Annotated in this window: 16 protein-coding genes; 9 read left to right on the top strand and 7 right to left on the bottom strand. The window is 70.6% G+C overall.

The features are described 5' to 3' along the window. Window positions 1–17: 17 nt before the first annotated feature. Together QSK18_RS15025 and QSK18_RS15020 are read right to left on the bottom strand one after the other, a co-directional pair. Window positions 18–611, bottom strand: a complete 594-nt coding sequence (locus tag QSK18_RS15025) for a TIGR03086 family metal-binding protein (RefSeq protein WP_285619695.1) — start codon at window positions 609–611, stop codon at window positions 18–20. Between the two features lie 56 nt (window positions 612–667). Further along, the gene (locus QSK18_RS15020) at window positions 668–1,936 is read right to left on the bottom strand and encodes a GlnX family signal transduction membrane protein (RefSeq protein WP_232811736.1); all 1,269 of its coding nucleotides are present in this window, start codon (window positions 1,934–1,936) and stop codon (window positions 668–670) included. Window positions 1,937–2,378: 442 nt separating this feature from the next. On the opposite strand from QSK18_RS15020, the gene QSK18_RS15015 reads away from it, so the two are divergent. Further along, window positions 2,379–3,746, top strand: coding sequence for an MFS transporter (locus QSK18_RS15015; RefSeq protein ID WP_285619693.1), 1,368 nt, complete (start codon window positions 2,379–2,381; stop codon window positions 3,744–3,746). A gap of 13 nt (window positions 3,747–3,759) precedes the next feature. Here the strand turns inward: QSK18_RS15015 and QSK18_RS15010 are convergent, their stop codons facing one another. Then, entirely contained in the window at window positions 3,760–4,320 is a 561-nt protein-coding gene (locus QSK18_RS15010; protein ID WP_285619691.1) for a dihydrofolate reductase family protein, read from the bottom strand. Window positions 4,321–4,397: 77 nt separating this feature from the next. On the opposite strand from QSK18_RS15010, the gene mftG reads away from it, so the two are divergent. Beyond that, entirely contained in the window at window positions 4,398–5,927 is a 1,530-nt protein-coding gene (gene mftG / locus QSK18_RS15005; RefSeq protein ID WP_285619689.1) for a mycofactocin dehydrogenase MftG, read from the top strand. A 5-nt stretch (window positions 5,928–5,932) separates the two neighbouring features. On the opposite strand, the gene QSK18_RS15000 is transcribed toward mftG, so the two are convergent. Beyond that, on the bottom strand, window positions 5,933–6,544 hold the full coding sequence (locus QSK18_RS15000; protein ID WP_285619688.1) for a dihydrofolate reductase family protein: 612 nt from the start codon (window positions 6,542–6,544) through the stop codon (window positions 5,933–5,935). 322 nt (window positions 6,545–6,866) lie between these two features. Between QSK18_RS15000 and QSK18_RS14995 the strand changes: the two genes are divergently transcribed. Beyond that, window positions 6,867–7,169 (top strand): hypothetical protein, encoded by a 303-nt coding sequence (locus QSK18_RS14995; RefSeq protein ID WP_232811741.1) that lies wholly within the window; start codon window positions 6,867–6,869, stop codon window positions 7,167–7,169. A 153-nt stretch (window positions 7,170–7,322) separates the two neighbouring features. On the opposite strand, the gene QSK18_RS14990 is transcribed toward QSK18_RS14995, so the two are convergent. Both QSK18_RS14990 and QSK18_RS14985 read right to left on the bottom strand, forming a co-directional pair. Next, the gene (locus QSK18_RS14990; protein ID WP_232811742.1) at window positions 7,323–7,682 is read right to left on the bottom strand and encodes a hypothetical protein; all 360 of its coding nucleotides are present in this window, start codon (window positions 7,680–7,682) and stop codon (window positions 7,323–7,325) included. After that, the gene (locus QSK18_RS14985) at window positions 7,679–7,966 is read right to left on the bottom strand and encodes a hypothetical protein (protein WP_232811743.1); all 288 of its coding nucleotides are present in this window, start codon (window positions 7,964–7,966) and stop codon (window positions 7,679–7,681) included. The genes QSK18_RS14990 and QSK18_RS14985 overlap by 4 nt, the downstream gene beginning before the upstream one ends. Window positions 7,967–8,276: 310 nt before the next feature. Here QSK18_RS14985 and QSK18_RS14980 point away from each other — a divergent pair, with 310 nt between their 5' ends. From QSK18_RS14980 to QSK18_RS14955, 6 genes are all read left to right on the top strand, one after another. After that, window positions 8,277–9,116: a helix-turn-helix domain-containing protein gene (locus QSK18_RS14980; RefSeq protein ID WP_232811744.1), complete on the top strand. Its 840-nt coding sequence runs from the start codon at window positions 8,277–8,279 to the stop codon at window positions 9,114–9,116. After that, window positions 9,113–9,325, top strand: coding sequence for a DUF397 domain-containing protein (locus tag QSK18_RS14975; RefSeq protein WP_285619684.1), 213 nt, complete (start codon window positions 9,113–9,115; stop codon window positions 9,323–9,325). The genes QSK18_RS14980 and QSK18_RS14975 overlap by 4 nt, the downstream gene beginning before the upstream one ends. Before the next feature lie 360 nt (window positions 9,326–9,685). Continuing rightward, the gene (locus QSK18_RS14970) at window positions 9,686–10,033 is read left to right on the top strand and encodes an MmcQ/YjbR family DNA-binding protein (protein ID WP_232811746.1); all 348 of its coding nucleotides are present in this window, start codon (window positions 9,686–9,688) and stop codon (window positions 10,031–10,033) included. A gap of 168 nt (window positions 10,034–10,201) precedes the next feature. Beyond that, window positions 10,202–10,594 (top strand): hypothetical protein, encoded by a 393-nt coding sequence (locus QSK18_RS14965; protein ID WP_232811747.1) that lies wholly within the window; start codon window positions 10,202–10,204, stop codon window positions 10,592–10,594. Between the two features lie 59 nt (window positions 10,595–10,653). After that, window positions 10,654–11,775, top strand: a complete 1,122-nt coding sequence (locus tag QSK18_RS14960; protein ID WP_285619680.1) for a hypothetical protein — start codon at window positions 10,654–10,656, stop codon at window positions 11,773–11,775. Beyond that, window positions 11,772–12,326, top strand: coding sequence for a hypothetical protein (locus tag QSK18_RS14955; RefSeq protein WP_232811749.1), 555 nt, complete (start codon window positions 11,772–11,774; stop codon window positions 12,324–12,326). Before QSK18_RS14960 ends, QSK18_RS14955 begins: the two co-directional genes overlap by 4 nt. On the opposite strand, the gene QSK18_RS14950 is transcribed toward QSK18_RS14955, so the two are convergent. After that, entirely contained in the window at window positions 12,306–13,460 is a 1,155-nt protein-coding gene (locus tag QSK18_RS14950; RefSeq protein WP_285619675.1) for a GGDEF domain-containing protein, read from the bottom strand. The two genes, QSK18_RS14955 and QSK18_RS14950, sit on opposite strands and share 21 nt — an antisense overlap. Between the last annotated feature and the right edge of the window lie 136 nt (window positions 13,461–13,596).

Raw genomic sequence — 13,596 nt, 5'->3', positions numbered from 1 at the left:
CCCCGGCTATGTGCGTTTTACGGACGGAGTCCCGGCCGCCACTGCGGGTCGCGTCCGGTGAGCGCCAGCGTACGTTCGAGAACGCTTGCCTCACCTGGCATCTCGACCACCGGCCCGAAGATGACCTGCCGCAGGGGCAGGTCGCCCTCGTCCCCTTCCTGCGACGACCAGAACTCGTGCAGCCGGGCAGCGAGCTCCGGGTGCACGCTGATCGCCTGGCCGGTGGCCACCGCCAGGTCCCAGCTGTGGACCACCACCTCGTCGAGGGCGACCAGGGCACAGACCTCGGCCGGCATCTCCACCCCACCGACTTCGGCCGCGCCCTGCCAGGCGGCCGGATCGGCCCAGGCCGCGGCCAGGTCGGCCAACCGCCGGGGCGCCTCCTCGCGCCAGTTCGGCGGCAGGTGCGCCGACGGTTCCGCCGGCCCGTCCGGCATCGGCAGCGGAGTCTTCCGGGCACCTGCCGCGAAGGCCAGGCTCAGCCCCATCAGGTGGTCGAGAACCTGGACCACCGGCCACTTCTCACAGGGGGTGGCAGCGCCCAGCTGCTCGTCCCGCACCCCGCTCAGCAGGCGGGTGGCTTCCTCGGTGGCCGGAGTGAAGTCGAACATGACGATCCTTCCCGAGACGGCTCAGTCGGGAGTAGGACCGCCCCGGCGTCCTCTTCTCATCGGTACTCACGACGCCGGGCCGCGATCCCGGCCCAGGCCAGCACCGCCCCCAGCAGCCCGACCACCAGGGTGAGCCAGCCGACCAGCCGCAGGTTCTGCCCGGCCGCCGCCCAGGCGTCGTCGGCGGCCTGCACCTGGCGGGCCAGCAACGCCCCGCTGTAGGCGTCGAACGCCTCGAACGAGCCGACCGAACCGTTCTCGGCCGGGTTGGAGGTGATCCGCCGGACGCCGCGGGGATTGCCCTTCTCCGCCTCTTCCAGCAGCCGCCCGTGCACCCAGCGGTACTGGGCCAGCCCCTTCGCGATCCGGTCCACGTCCTGACCGATCCGGGCCGGCTGCCCCTCCGCCGCCTTCCCCAGGTACCAGTCGGCGTTCTCCATCGACTCGGCCCAGGCGGGCTCCTCCTTCACGGTGGTGCCGTTCAGCGCCGCCAGGGCCTCGCCCGAGCGGGCCGAGAAGGCGGAGAAGCGGGTCTCGACCACGAAGTCGACCACCTGGAGGGCGTTCTCCTCGGCGTCGACCACCTTCTCGCGACTGTCCGCCACCACCACGGCACCGGCCACCGTGGCCACGATCAGCACCACCACACACCCGAGCAGGCCCAGGTTCAGCAGCCGCCGGGTGCGCCGGGTGAGCCACAGGTGCACGCCGACGATCACCAGCACGGCCACGATCCCGGCCAGCAGCGCGATCACCGGGGCCAGGTCGGCGGCCGACCGGTCGTCGTCCAGCCGGTCACGGCTGGCCTGCTGCACCTCGTTCAGCCGCGAGAGCACCTCCTCGCGCAGCATCTGCGAGGCCGCCGTCAGGGTCTGCGCGGCGTCCTCGTCCTGCCCCTCCTGAGCCAGGGTGCGCGCACTCTCGACCTGCATCGCGTACAGCGTGAGGTACTTGTTGGCGGTTGCCAGCCGGGCCGCGTCGGCGTCGGTGCGGGCCGCCGTGACCAGGCCGAGCAGGGCCGGCTGAGCCTCGAAGGCGAACAGCTTGTACCGGAACTGGGTGGGGTCGGCCCCGGTGAGGACGTCGGTGCCGGCGTTGGTGTCGGCGATCATCAGCGCGGTGCGTGCGGTCTGGATCTTCACCTGCTGGGCCGTGTCGGCCCGGGCCCGCTCCAGCGCGTCGGCCCGCCGCAGCAACCCCTGCCAACCCAGGACCCCGGCCAGGAGTGCCATCACCAGCACGGTGACCCCGGCGGCAAGAAGAAGGTTCGGCGTCGAGCGCCGGCTCCGGGACCGGCCGGGCCGGCCCTTCGACTGCTGGTGCATCAGGTTCGCCCTCGCCGCGTAGACATCACAGCCACCCAATCTGTGACAAGGAAACGCGAGGTGACGTTCAGGGGGCCGAACCGCCGACGGCACACCAACCCTGGACGACTGCACCGATCTCGCCGCCCGGATCCGGCCGCCGTTCGGCCATTCCGGGGAACATCCGGCCCGGCTGTAACACCGCTCCCGCACGACAACGATGCCCCTACGCTTCCGTAGCCTACGAAACCGCAGGTCAGATCCGGAACCGGTGATCACCTTCGTTCCGGTTGACCCTGCCCGGGCCTGCCCGCAGGCTGAAGGTGCCCGGTCAGGCCGGGCCCGTCGAAGCCTGTCGGCGCGGAACGACGCGAGGACCTCTCCTCGTCGTCCGGGTGATCCCTGCGGCGCGCAGCCGCCCGCACCGACCACAGGCTTGCCCACGCACACTGAGGACACCCCCGTGTTTATCGCCGCTGCGATCTTCTTTGCCCTGAACGGCCTCACCTTCGGAAGCTGGGCCGCCCGCGTCCCGGACGTCGCCCGCAACCTCGCCCTGACCCCGAGCACGCTGGGCGCCGCCCTCTTCTGCATCTCGCTCGGGGCGCTGGCCAGCATGCAGCCCACCGGCCACCTGTGCGCCCGGCTGGGCTCGAAACACGTCGGCATCGTGGCGGTGGCCACCTTCGCGGTGGTCCTCCCCCTGCCCGCACTTGCCGGTAACCTGACCGAACTGTGCCTTGCGCTCTTCTTTTTCGGGATGGCCAGCGGCGCCGCCAACGTCGCCGCGAACAGCCTGGGCGTCGAGGTGGAGGCCCGGGCGAAACGACCGGTGATGTCCTCGCTGCACGCCGTCTTCAGCCTGGGCGGTCTGGCCGGCTCCGCCGCCGGCGGTCTGCTGGCCGGGATTACCCCCGCCACACTTCATCTTTCAAGTATCACCGGGCTGAGCCTGGTGGTGTGCGCCTGGCTGGCCGGGGTGATCGACAAGGTGGTCGAGCCACCGCGCGAACGACCGGTCCACCGCCACCGAGGCCGTCACGCCCATGCCGGCGAAGCCGTTGCCCGTCCGCTCATCTCGGTGAATCTGCTGCCCCCGGACGCGATCCGGGTGCTGCCCGGCCGGTTCACCTCACGCCTGCGGGTGATCGTGGCCCTGGGAGCGATCGCCGCCTGTTCATCGTTGGCCGAGGGCGCGCTCGGCGACTGGGGCGCCCTGCACCTGCGCGAGAACCTCGAGGCGCATCCCGGCATCGCCGCCGTCGGCTACGCCCTGTTCAGCCTGGCCATGGCCACCGGCCGGATCGCCGGGCCCCGCCTGATCACCCGCCTCGGCGACACCCGAGTTTTGCTGGGCGGCACCCTGCTGGCCGCGGCCGGTGCCCTCGCCACCGCGCTGGGCCCCTCGCTGCCGGTCGCCCTGACCGGTTTCCTGCTGGTCGGCCTCGGCCTGGCCAACGTCTTCCCGCTCGCCATCGGCCGGGCCGGGCTGCTCAACGGGGCCAGGGGCGTGGGCCTGGCCTCGACCGTCGCCTACCTCGGCCCGCTCGCCGGCCCACCGGTGATCGGCCTGGTCGCCGACCAGGTGGGTCTGCGCACCGCCCTGACCGGGGTGAGCCTGATGGTGCTGGTGGCCACCGGTCTGGCCCTCGCCGTGGCCGACCAGGTGCCCTCGGCGATCAGCGTCGCCGCTGCCCTGCGCGCCCGCTGCGCCCGGGCCCGCGCCGCCCTGGCCGGTCAGGGCGCCGAACTGGCCGGTCTGCGCACCCGCCTGAGCAACACCGCGCACACCATGGGCGCGGTCTCCCGCGAGGCGACCGAATCGGCCTGACCCGGTCGAGTCGTCACCGGGTGTGGTACCGCGCGTAGAGCAGGCCGGAGGCGAAGCGTCGCTGGTCGACCAGATCCAGTTCAAGCCGCACGCCGTCGGGGAAGAACCGCTTGCCCCCGCCCACCGCGGTGGTGGTGATGAACAGGTGGTACTCGTCGACCAGGCCGGCCCGGACGGCCTGGCCGGCGAGGTTCGGCCCGTCGACGGTGAGGTCGTGGGGCGAGTCGGCCTTCAGCTGGCGCACGGCCTCCGGGTCGAAGCTGCGCTCGATCCGGGTGCGGGCACTGGAGACCGACGTGAGCGTGGTGGAGTAGACCACCTTCTCGGCGGCCTGCCAGTCGCGGGCGTACTGCTCGTGCTGGGGCTCCAGACCGGGCTTCTCGAGGGCGGTTTCCCAGAAGACCATGGTCTCGTAGATCCGCCGGCCGTACAGGTAGGTGCCGACCGGGCGGAACAGGTCGTTGACGAACGTGTGCACCTCCGCGTCCTCGGCCACCCCGGACCCGAGGTCGCCCTCCGCGGCCTCGGCGTAGCCGTCGAGCGAGGTGATCATCGAGTAGATCAGCTTGGCCACGGGTCTCCTCCTGAGTCGTCTGCTCATGTGACCCCCGGGCCGGCCGGAACTCATCGCCGACCGGTTACCGTGGACGGGTGCGCGGGTACGACGTGGTGGTGGTGGGCGCGGGTGCGTCCGGAGCACCGCTGGCCGCCCGGCTCAGCGAGGATCCGGGGTGCCGGGTGCTGCTGCTCGAGGCCGGCCCGGCCGGCCCGGCCTTCCCGGCCGAACTCCTGGACGCCTCCCAGCTCGCGGCGGCCATGCCCGGGCACCCGAACAACTGGGCCTTCCTGGCCCGGCTGACCGCGGAACGCAGCTACCAGGTGGCCCGGGGCAGGATCCTCGGCGGGTCCACCACGATCAACGGCACCTACTTCGTCCGGGCCCGCAAGGCCGACTTCGACGCCTGGGCGGCGGCGGGCAACCACGAGTGGACGTACGCGAAGTGCCTGCCCTACTACCGCCGGCTCGAGCACGACCACGACTTCGCAGACGACCGGGAACTGCACGGCCCCGAGGGGCCGATGCCGGTGCGCCGGGCCCGGCAGGACCAGCACCCTCTCACCCACGCCTTCACCGAGGCCTGCGCCGAACTCGGGTTCCGCTTCGAGGCAGACAAGAATGCCCAGGGTGCAGGCGGTTACGGCCCCTTACCGGTGAACTCGCAGAACGGGGTGCGGATCAACACCGGCGCCGCGTACATCAACCCGGCCCGCCAGCGCGCGAACCTGACCGTGCGCGGCGACACCTCGGCCCGCCGCATCGTGTTCTCCGGCACGCGGGCGACCGGCATCGAGGTCGAGACCCGGGGCCGGACAGAGGTGATCCCCACCCAGCAGGTCGTGCTCAGCGCCGGGGCCGTCAAGACTCCGCACCTGCTGGCCCTTTCCGGTGTCGGACCGGCGCCGGAGCTGAAGGCGGCCGGGATCGATCTGGTGCACCACTCCCCCGGCGTGGGCAAGAACTTCTCCGACCACCCGAATCTTTCCCTGCTCTGGAACCCGACCCCCTACCCGACGTTCCCCGACCAGCGCGAGCTGTTCCAGAGCGTCCTCAATTTCGGCTCTTCCCCCGAGGGCGACCTCGAGATCCTGCCCATGCTGCGCCCTCTCGACGAGGCGCTCGGCCTGCCCTCCGGCCGCCCCGGCCGGTCTTTCACAGTCGCCCTGCAGCAGGCCCACTCACGCGGCACCGTCACCACCACCTCGGCCGACCCGCACGTGCAACCGGCAATCGACTACAACTATCTGAGCATCGAGGCCGATCGGAGCCGCCTGCGCGAGGTGGTGCGTGTGGCGGCCGCTCTCCTGCACACCCGGGCCTTCGCCGAGCATTTCGGCGGCCTGGCCGAGATGGACCCGTCGATCCTGGCCGACGACACATTGCTGAACTCCTGGATCCGCGCCCACCTGGGCACGGCGATCCATGCCTGCGGGAGTTGTGCGATGGGGCCGCAGAGCGATCCGGATGCAGTGGTGGACCAGTACGGACGGGTGCACGGCCTGCGCGGGGTCTGGGTGGCGGACACCTCGATCCTGCCCACCACCCCCACACGCGGACCGGCCGCGACCGCGGTGCTGATCGGCGAACGGGTCGCCGACTTCGTCCGGGCCCTACCGGGCTGAGGGCCTCACTCGTGGGCGAAGGACCCGGTGGTGACCGGCCCGGCGGGCTGGTAGTAGGCCACGATCACGCCGCTCGAAGAGGTCTGGCTGTGCGTGAGCCGGAACGCGGAGGGCAGGGCGCCGTCACCGAAAAGCCGCTTGCCGCGGCCCAGCACGACCGGGAAGATCTTGAGCCGGAACTCGTCGACCAGACCGGCCCGCAGCAGAGTCTGCAGCAGGTCGCTGCTGCCGTGCACCTGCAGCCCGGGCCCCTCGGTCTGCTTCAGCGCCGCGACGGCCTCGGCCACGTCGCCCTCCAGCTGGACCGACTTCTCCCAGCTGAAGGTCTGCGGGCTGCGTGAGGCCACGTACTTCACCGCGGCGTTGATGCCCTCGCCGCCCTCTTCGGGCGTGGCCTGCGGCCAGTGCGCGGCGAAGATGTCGTAGGTGCGGCGGCCCAGGAGCAGGTCGAACGGCTCGGACATCTCCTGGTCCATGGTCCGGCCGAGCATCTCGTCGAAGTAGTCGAACGACCAGCCGCCGTGCGGGAAGCCGCCGTCCTGGTCCTCGTCCGGGCCGCCGGGGGCCTGCATCACGCCGTCCAGGCTCAGGAACGTCATCACGGTGAGCTTGCGCATCGTCGGGTCCTCTCATCTGCTGCACTGGATCTTCAGCAGTAGGACCCGGGTGCCCGGCGGTTCTCATCGGTGCACCGGAAATGTCAGGTGGAGGTGGGCGCGCGCCACGCCCACCTCCACCCGGTCCAGAATTCGCCGTGATCGTGCACAGAGCTCCCGGCGGCCGGCTCACCCCGCAGCGCCCGGAGACCGCCGGAAGCCTTGTCCACGATCAGGCCGGGTGGGTCACGGGTCCGCGCACCTGAGGGAGGGATGCGCGCGGGGGGATGGTCCGCATGCGACTCAAGTGGCGAAGCCCGTGACTCACCGTAATGATTTTGTGATGGACAAGGACATCGCCCCGGACGAGTCCGGCACCTATCACCTGGCTCGTTACCTGCTACCCGGAGACGATCCCTCGCTCGTTCTGCGCCAGGTCGCGCGCGAGGCCCGCGACGCCGGTGGCGGCACGATCGAACTGCCTCCGGGCGAGTACTCGCTGCCCGACCCCACCGTGCTGGGGGATGTCGACCTCCGGGGAGGTCTCGGTCGCACGGTCGTGGTCTTCGACGAGCCACTTCGCGAACCCTTGCCCGAACCGGCCGATGCCGGCGATCACCTCCGTCTCGTGCACTCGTCCATGTGACCTTCCAGGAACTCCCCGGCCGGGACCCCGTGACCGGCCGGGAAGTTTCTGCAGGGTCACTGATTCCTGTCGTTGTGCCGAAACCCAGGCGGCGGCACCCTCGACCGCCGCCTCAGCCCCCGTGAAACCCCCTGCTGCGCCCGCCGGAACGGCCTAGTCGAGCCTCCGGCTCGACACGAGCTCCGGATCCCCTTCCCGACGGTCGGCCAGTCCCCCGGTGTTGAGCCACCCGGACACCCACGCCCGCAACAGTTCCGAGGCCGGGCACCGGCGCAGCCGCCCACAGGTGTGGCAGCGGCCCTGCCCGTCCACCGGATGGGCGTCCAGCACGAAGGTCAGCGCCTCCACGGTGTGCCGCATCCGCCGCCGGGCCACCGCCCGCACCTGGTCGCCCTCCGAGCGCACCTGACCGGCCGGGCCCACGAGAGTGCGCTCCAGCTCGGACAGTTCGGTGCGCAACTGGGCCATCAGCTCGGCCGCGGAGGATCCTTCCTGCCTCGGGATCACGCTCATCTCATGATCACCGATCGGAGCGTCTCGACCGCCTGCTCGTCCACGAAGTACGCCGCCTCCTCGTCGATGGTCAGCCCCAGCCGACCGTCATGGTCGTAGAGCACGATGTCGTCCTGGATCAGCCGCCGGCCCTCAGGACGCCACAGCCAGTCCGCCAGCGGTCCCCGGTGCAGCACCGCCAGGGTGCGGTCACCGGCCCAGAAGATGACCAGGTCGTCCATGATCGCCGCGGTGATGGCGACCCCGGTGTTGTAACCCCGCCCGTTGACCAGGGGTAGTTCCACCCGCCCGGTCCGGAGCGTCGAAATGATCCCGGAGCAGGGCCAGATCGCCCCGCACGCCTCACATATCCCACCGTCATCACGGTGGAGAGCGACGGCCGGCTCGACCCGAAGCGTAGGGCGGCGGCGTCGAGGCACTGCCACATGGCGACTGCGCGTATCGGACATGTCACCCAAGGTGGCGAACAGGGCATGTTCTGTGCAACCCTGCATCTCACAGGCCACTGAATGCAGGGTTTTGAATGCAGGCAATGCAATGCAGAGGCCACGGGGATGGGTTTAAAGACAGGCTGACCACGAGGGGATGCGCGGTATGGCCACCGAAGCGGGGAAGCACGAACGACCACCTTCTCTGGCTCAGAGAAGGGTGGGACAGCGGTTAAAAGGGTGGCGCGAACGGGCGCGCAAGACCCAGGAAGACGCTGCTGCTGCACTCTTGGTGCACCACACGAAGATCTATCGGATCGAATCCGGGAGAACCCTGGCGAAACCGGGAGACATCAGGGAACTGTCCCGGATCTACAGCATTCCTGAGACCCAGACCGAAGAGCTGATTCATCTGAGTCGCAGTGCCCTCAAACCGGGCATTGTGGACAGTTATCGAGATGTGGTTTCGGGAGATCTCGGACTTCTCGCCGACCTGGAGGCGGCGTGCAGCAAAATGCGCGCCTGGGACGGCGATCTGGTTCACGGACTTCTCCAGACCCCGGCCTATGCATTGGCTATTCTTGCCACCCTGCGGGACCAGAGTGACGAGGTTCGGCGGAAGAGACTCAATTTCCGGTTAGAGCGTCAGCGCGTGCTAATGTCCAACGATCCTGCCTGCGACATCAGGATTGTCCTCGGGGAGGCTGCCCTCCGCTACGTCGTCGGTTCGGACGACGTGATGCGGGATCAGATCGACCACCTCGTGGACCTGAGCAACGAGATCGACATTCGAATCCGCCCGTTCTCCGCCGGACCTCATCCATGGATCGCGGGCGGCGTGTTCACCATGCTGGACTTTCCCGACCCGGCGGATCCCGCCGTCGTCTACACGGAGAGCCACTTGGACTCGCGCTACATGGAGACAGCGCGCGAACTGGCCGAGTACAGGAAGATTTTCGGCGAACTGTACGGCACTTCCATCCCAGTGAAGGAGTTCGTGAGATGAGCACCACCCCCGACCCGACCCAGTGGATCAAGTCGGAACTCTCCAGCGCCAACGGCTCGTGCGTCGAAATGCGGCAGCACGCGGCCGCAGTCGAGGTGCGGGACACCAAGCAGCACGGCCAGGGCCCGACCCTGCGCCTGGCCCCGGCCGGGTTCGCCTCCTGGATCGCCCGCGCCAAGTCGGGTGAACTGGACCACCTGACCCACTGATCACTCAGTGGTACCAGGCGGAACAGATCGAGACCGCCGACGGAACGCCGAAACTGTTTCATCGCTCAGAAGTCAGCTCCGGGTCGAGGAGCTGAATCCCGGTGTGTGCTGGGAGTCGTTGCCGTAACCGGGAAGTAGCCCGCCGTAGGCGCGCGCTCCCAGCACACGCTCAGGTGCCCGGCCGTGTTCACCGGCCGGGCACTTCGCCGTTTCACGGCCTTCTCCGTCCCATCCGGCTCTACTCACCCGTCAGTACCGGAGGCGGAGTACGCTGGCCCGCGAAGGGCGGGCGGTGACCCGTCCGGCAAGTCCGTCAAGCTCCGGAACCATCTGGATCCACCTCCTCGAGAGGGAACGACCATGGACGAGATCGAGGTTCGCGCGATCGCGCTCGGCCTGCCCGAGACCCGCGAGCAGCCGCACTTCGCCATGACGTCATTCCGCGTGCGCGGCAGCATCTTCGCCACGATGCCCGCGGAACGCGACAGCCTGCACGTGTTCGTCCCGGAAGAGGACGTGCACGACGCCGTGGCCGAGCACCCGGACAGCTGTGAAGAGCTGTGGTGGGGGCAGAAACTCGACGGCGTCCGGGTGAAGCTGGCCGGCAGCGAGCCCGCCGTGGTCGGCGAACTGCTGGTCACGGCCTGGCGGCAGAAGGCGCCGAAGAAGCTGGTGGCCGAGTGGGAGAGCCAGAACGCCAGCGCCTGAGGCGATCCCCGGTGCGTGGTTGCGAATGATTTGCCCCGGTGGCTACTTACCGGTCAGTGTGCTGAATCCCGTTCGGACGTCGGCCGTTTGCGGCGCGGCTTCCCCCGGCTGGTGCTCCTCGGCCTAGACTTCACTCCTGAGGCGCCTGCATACGGGGGTTGTGACGCCATGTCTGAGCTCGAGATGTCCGAGGTCGACGAGAGTCGTACGTGGGTCTTCGCGCGGGGCAGCATGTCCGCGCAGGAGATCCAGGGGGTCGTCGACGAGGTGCTGGCCGAGGCGCTGTCCGCGCCCGGGGCCGAGAGTACGGCCTCCGGGCAGGAGGTCCTCGACCTCACCGCCCTCGAGGAGCGCGCGCTCGACCTGCGGCGCACCATGCAGGTGCGGCCCAGCGGCCAGGGCAACGTGCCGGACGCCACCCAGATCGTCATCGAGATCGGCCAGGGCCTGGCGGTCAAGTTCGCCTGGGACCTGTGGACCACCCGGATCTGGCCCCGGCTCACCCGGAAGGCCGCCGACGCGATCGGCCCGCGCCGGGGTGCCCAGCACCGCCGGCAGTGACGGCGTTCCCGGCGCACCGGCTGCGGCCGCGGCCGCCGGAGGGGGGTGAGCCCGATTGGGTGGCCGAGAGCATCCGGGCCCGGGGCACGGTCCTGATGCTGTGGCACGAGAGCCTGGGCGAACTGACCGAACTGCGCGGGAACGACCCGGAGTCGCGGGCCCTGCTGCACACCCTGCAGTTCGGCGCCCGGCCCCCGCGCGCCCGGACCGGCTCACCCACCGGCCTGCTGGTCCGCCTGGGTGAGGCGCTGAGCCGGCAGATCGACCTGATCGTCGAGTACGGCCGGCTCGACCCGGACGGCGCCGACTTCTACCGCTCGCTGCAGCGCGACCTGGCCGGTCTCGACCGGCACGCGCTCGAGGACCCGGTCGGCCTGCTGCTGGAACGGGTCTGTGCGCAGGTGCACGAGTTCTACGAGCAGGTGCTCGGAGCCCCGCTCGGCCCGCGGTGGCCGGGGGTCACCTGGCAGGTGGCCCCCACCCGGCTGCATCCGTACGAGGCGGGCGACGTCGCCCTCGACCCGTACACCGCGGCCGCCTTCGTGGTGCTCGGCGAGCAGGAGGCCTCGATCAGCATCTGCGTGCACGAGCAGCATTTCGGGCCCGAGGCCTACCTCTCGCTGCCGGCGATCCTCACCCATGAGGTGTTCGCGCACGTCCCCGCCCGGCCCCGCCAGAACCACGACCCGAGCGTGTTCACCGAGGGATTCATGGACTGGGCGGCCCTGGTCTTCTTCGAGGCGAGCTGTCAGCACCTGCTGCGCGGGGCCCAGAACCTGGTTCTGCAGCACGGCCGGCGGCTCAGCGATCTGCAGAAAGGTCACCCGAAGTTCCAGCGACTCGGTCAGACTGGCGAGGGCGACGTCCTGGTGCCGGCCCGGCGTACCGGGCACCAGTACGCCGAGGACGTGGTCACCTGGTGGGCGCTGCGCAATCCGGACCTCGACATCGACGGGATCCGGCTGTGCCTGGCCGGTCTGGCGGCCCGGCTCAACGTGCACGACGGGGGTCTGAGCATGAACGACAAGGACGAGTTCGTCACCGCCCTCTCCCCCCGCCGGCCGGCCATGGAACGGGCGCTGAAGCAGTACCTCACCGATCCGACCATCGCGCTGGAACCACTGCTGCGGGCCGCCGGAGTCGGCCCGGGCAGCAGTTCTCGCGACAGGGGGAATGCATGAGACCGACTCAGCACCACAAGGAACTCGGCCTGGTCGGCGGACCGCCGGCCGCCGACGAGCCGGAGGCCGCACCGGCCCGGCGCCCGCGGGGCAGCCGTCGGGGGCGCCTCGCCGACCCGGGTCTGGAGGTGCACTTCGACCCGCGGCTGGAACTGGCCGAGCAACTGCTCTACCGCAGTGTCTGCGGCGACGGTCAGCCTCCGGGGCTGCTGCGCCAGGTGCGCAACCTGCTGGAAGACGCGCGGGCCGACCAGGTGCTCGAGGTCCGGGCCGGTGACGGGATCCCGGAGCAGCGGGCCGGCTCATCCGGCTCAGCGCCCCGGCGGGCCCTGCCCGCCCTGATCGACCTGGACGAGCTGCTGCTCTCGCTCACCCAGGACGAGTCCACCTCCCGGGCCCGGCGGATCATGGAGGCCCGGCGGCTCCTGCACCGGGTGGACGAGGAGGCCGCCGACAACCGCTGGCCCGGCGAACCCCGGCGGCGCCTGCTGCAGCAGATCATCAACGCCCTGGCCCAGCCGCACCCGGCCTCAGGGGCGCCCGGCGACTGAGGCCAGACCCGGCTCCGGAAGCCGGATCTCGCGGCGCCGGCGTTTCTGGCGGTACATCGCCCGGTCGGCGTCACGCATCAGCGGGCCCAGGCCGGAAGGGGTGTCGGTGTAGGCCAGGCCCACGCTGACGCCCACCCGTACGACGACCTCGACGTCGTCCCGGGCACCGTCCTGGTCACCGAGGCGGAACGGCTCGTCCAGCGACTCCTGCACCGCCCGGGCCCACTGGGCCGCGGCGGCGGGCGAGGGCACCCCGGGCACGACGGCCACGAACTCGTCGCCGCCCATCCGGGCCAGCGCCGCCCCGTCGCCGAGCGCCTGGGCGAACCGGACGGCCGCGCCGGCCAGCAGCTCGTCGCCCACCGCGTGACCGTGCGAGTCGTTGATCGCCTTGAACCCGTCGAGGTCGAGGAACAGCAGGGCCACCCCGGCCCCGGGCCGTGCCTGGGCCCCGGCCGCCGACAACTGCGGCTCCAGGCCCCGGCGGCTGAGCAGCCCGGTCAGCGCGTCGTGGGTGGCGGCGTAGTGCAGTTCGGCGTGCCGCAGTCGCTGTTCCTGGGCCAGGGCGAGGCGGGTGGAGGCCGAGTTGCGGGCGTTGACCACCCCGCGCACCGCCACCACGCCGCCCACCGCCAGCATCACCACGGCCAGGTGGTCGGAGGCGACCGGGGCGATCAGGCTGCCGATCCAGCCCTGGTGCACGGCGAACTGGGTGGCGCCGGCGCCGCCGAACATCAGCGCCAGGCCGACCAGTGCGGTCCGGGTGGAGGAGTCCCGCTGGGCGGTCTCCATCGCCAGGGCCCCGATCACCACCGGGTAGATGCTCGGCAGCTCGGTGGTGGTCAGCGCGAACCACACGGCGACGGCGATCAGCACCAGGTTGACCGAGTGCCCGCCGCCTCCGAGCCGGCGTGCCAGCCGGTCCTGCACCGGGGCGGTGTAGAGGACGAAGCAGGTGCCCCAGGCCAGCAGCACCGTCGGCAGCGACCCGTGGCCCAGGTCCAGCCGCCACAGCACCAGCCAGGTGGCGGCGGTCACGGCGAGCTCCGCCGCCACCACGAGGGCGGCCGCCGGCAGGCTCCGGGCTGACGCCGGCGCGGGGGCCGGGCGCAGGATCGGCTGGTTGAGCGGCATAAGCCTTTCCAGGGCTGGGTGTTAACTCCTAAGTATCGGCGCAGTCACCCAGCGTCCCGGGCGTAATCACCCAATTGGCCCAACCCAAACGGCCGGAACGGACAGAACTTGTGGCCCGTGTCACTGATCGTGGGGT

Origin of the sequence: Kineosporia sp. NBRC 101677 (assembly GCF_030269265.1) — a bacterium.
Lineage (GTDB): Bacteria > Actinomycetota > Actinomycetes > Actinomycetales > Kineosporiaceae > Kineosporia > Kineosporia rhizophila.
This window is presented reverse-complemented; position numbering and strand designations above follow the sequence as displayed.

What these genes read in the sequence shown, in the direction of transcription:
- QSK18_RS15025 (WP_285619695.1), bottom strand. Translation starts at nt 611, where the DNA reads ATGTTCGACTTCACTCCGGCCACCGAGGAAGCCACCCGCCTGCTGAGC.
- QSK18_RS14995 (WP_232811741.1), top strand. Translation starts at nt 6,867, where the DNA reads ATGGACAAGGACATCGCCCCGGACGAGTCCGGCACCTATCACCTGGCT.
- QSK18_RS15020 (WP_232811736.1), bottom strand. Translation starts at nt 1,936, where the DNA reads ATGCACCAGCAGTCGAAGGGCCGGCCCGGCCGGTCCCGGAGCCGGCGC.
- QSK18_RS14980 (WP_232811744.1), top strand. Translation starts at nt 8,277, where the DNA reads ATGGCCACCGAAGCGGGGAAGCACGAACGACCACCTTCTCTGGCTCAG.
- QSK18_RS14955 (WP_232811749.1), top strand. Translation starts at nt 11,772, where the DNA reads ATGAGACCGACTCAGCACCACAAGGAACTCGGCCTGGTCGGCGGACCG.
- QSK18_RS14990 (WP_232811742.1), bottom strand. Translation starts at nt 7,682, where the DNA reads ATGAGCGTGATCCCGAGGCAGGAAGGATCCTCCGCGGCCGAGCTGATG.
- QSK18_RS14975 (WP_285619684.1), top strand. Translation starts at nt 9,113, where the DNA reads ATGAGCACCACCCCCGACCCGACCCAGTGGATCAAGTCGGAACTCTCC.
- QSK18_RS14965 (WP_232811747.1), top strand. Translation starts at nt 10,202, where the DNA reads ATGTCTGAGCTCGAGATGTCCGAGGTCGACGAGAGTCGTACGTGGGTC.
- QSK18_RS14970 (WP_232811746.1), top strand. Translation starts at nt 9,686, where the DNA reads ATGGACGAGATCGAGGTTCGCGCGATCGCGCTCGGCCTGCCCGAGACC.
- QSK18_RS15000 (WP_285619688.1), bottom strand. Translation starts at nt 6,544, where the DNA reads ATGCGCAAGCTCACCGTGATGACGTTCCTGAGCCTGGACGGCGTGATG.
- QSK18_RS14950 (WP_285619675.1), bottom strand. Translation starts at nt 13,460, where the DNA reads ATGCCGCTCAACCAGCCGATCCTGCGCCCGGCCCCCGCGCCGGCGTCA.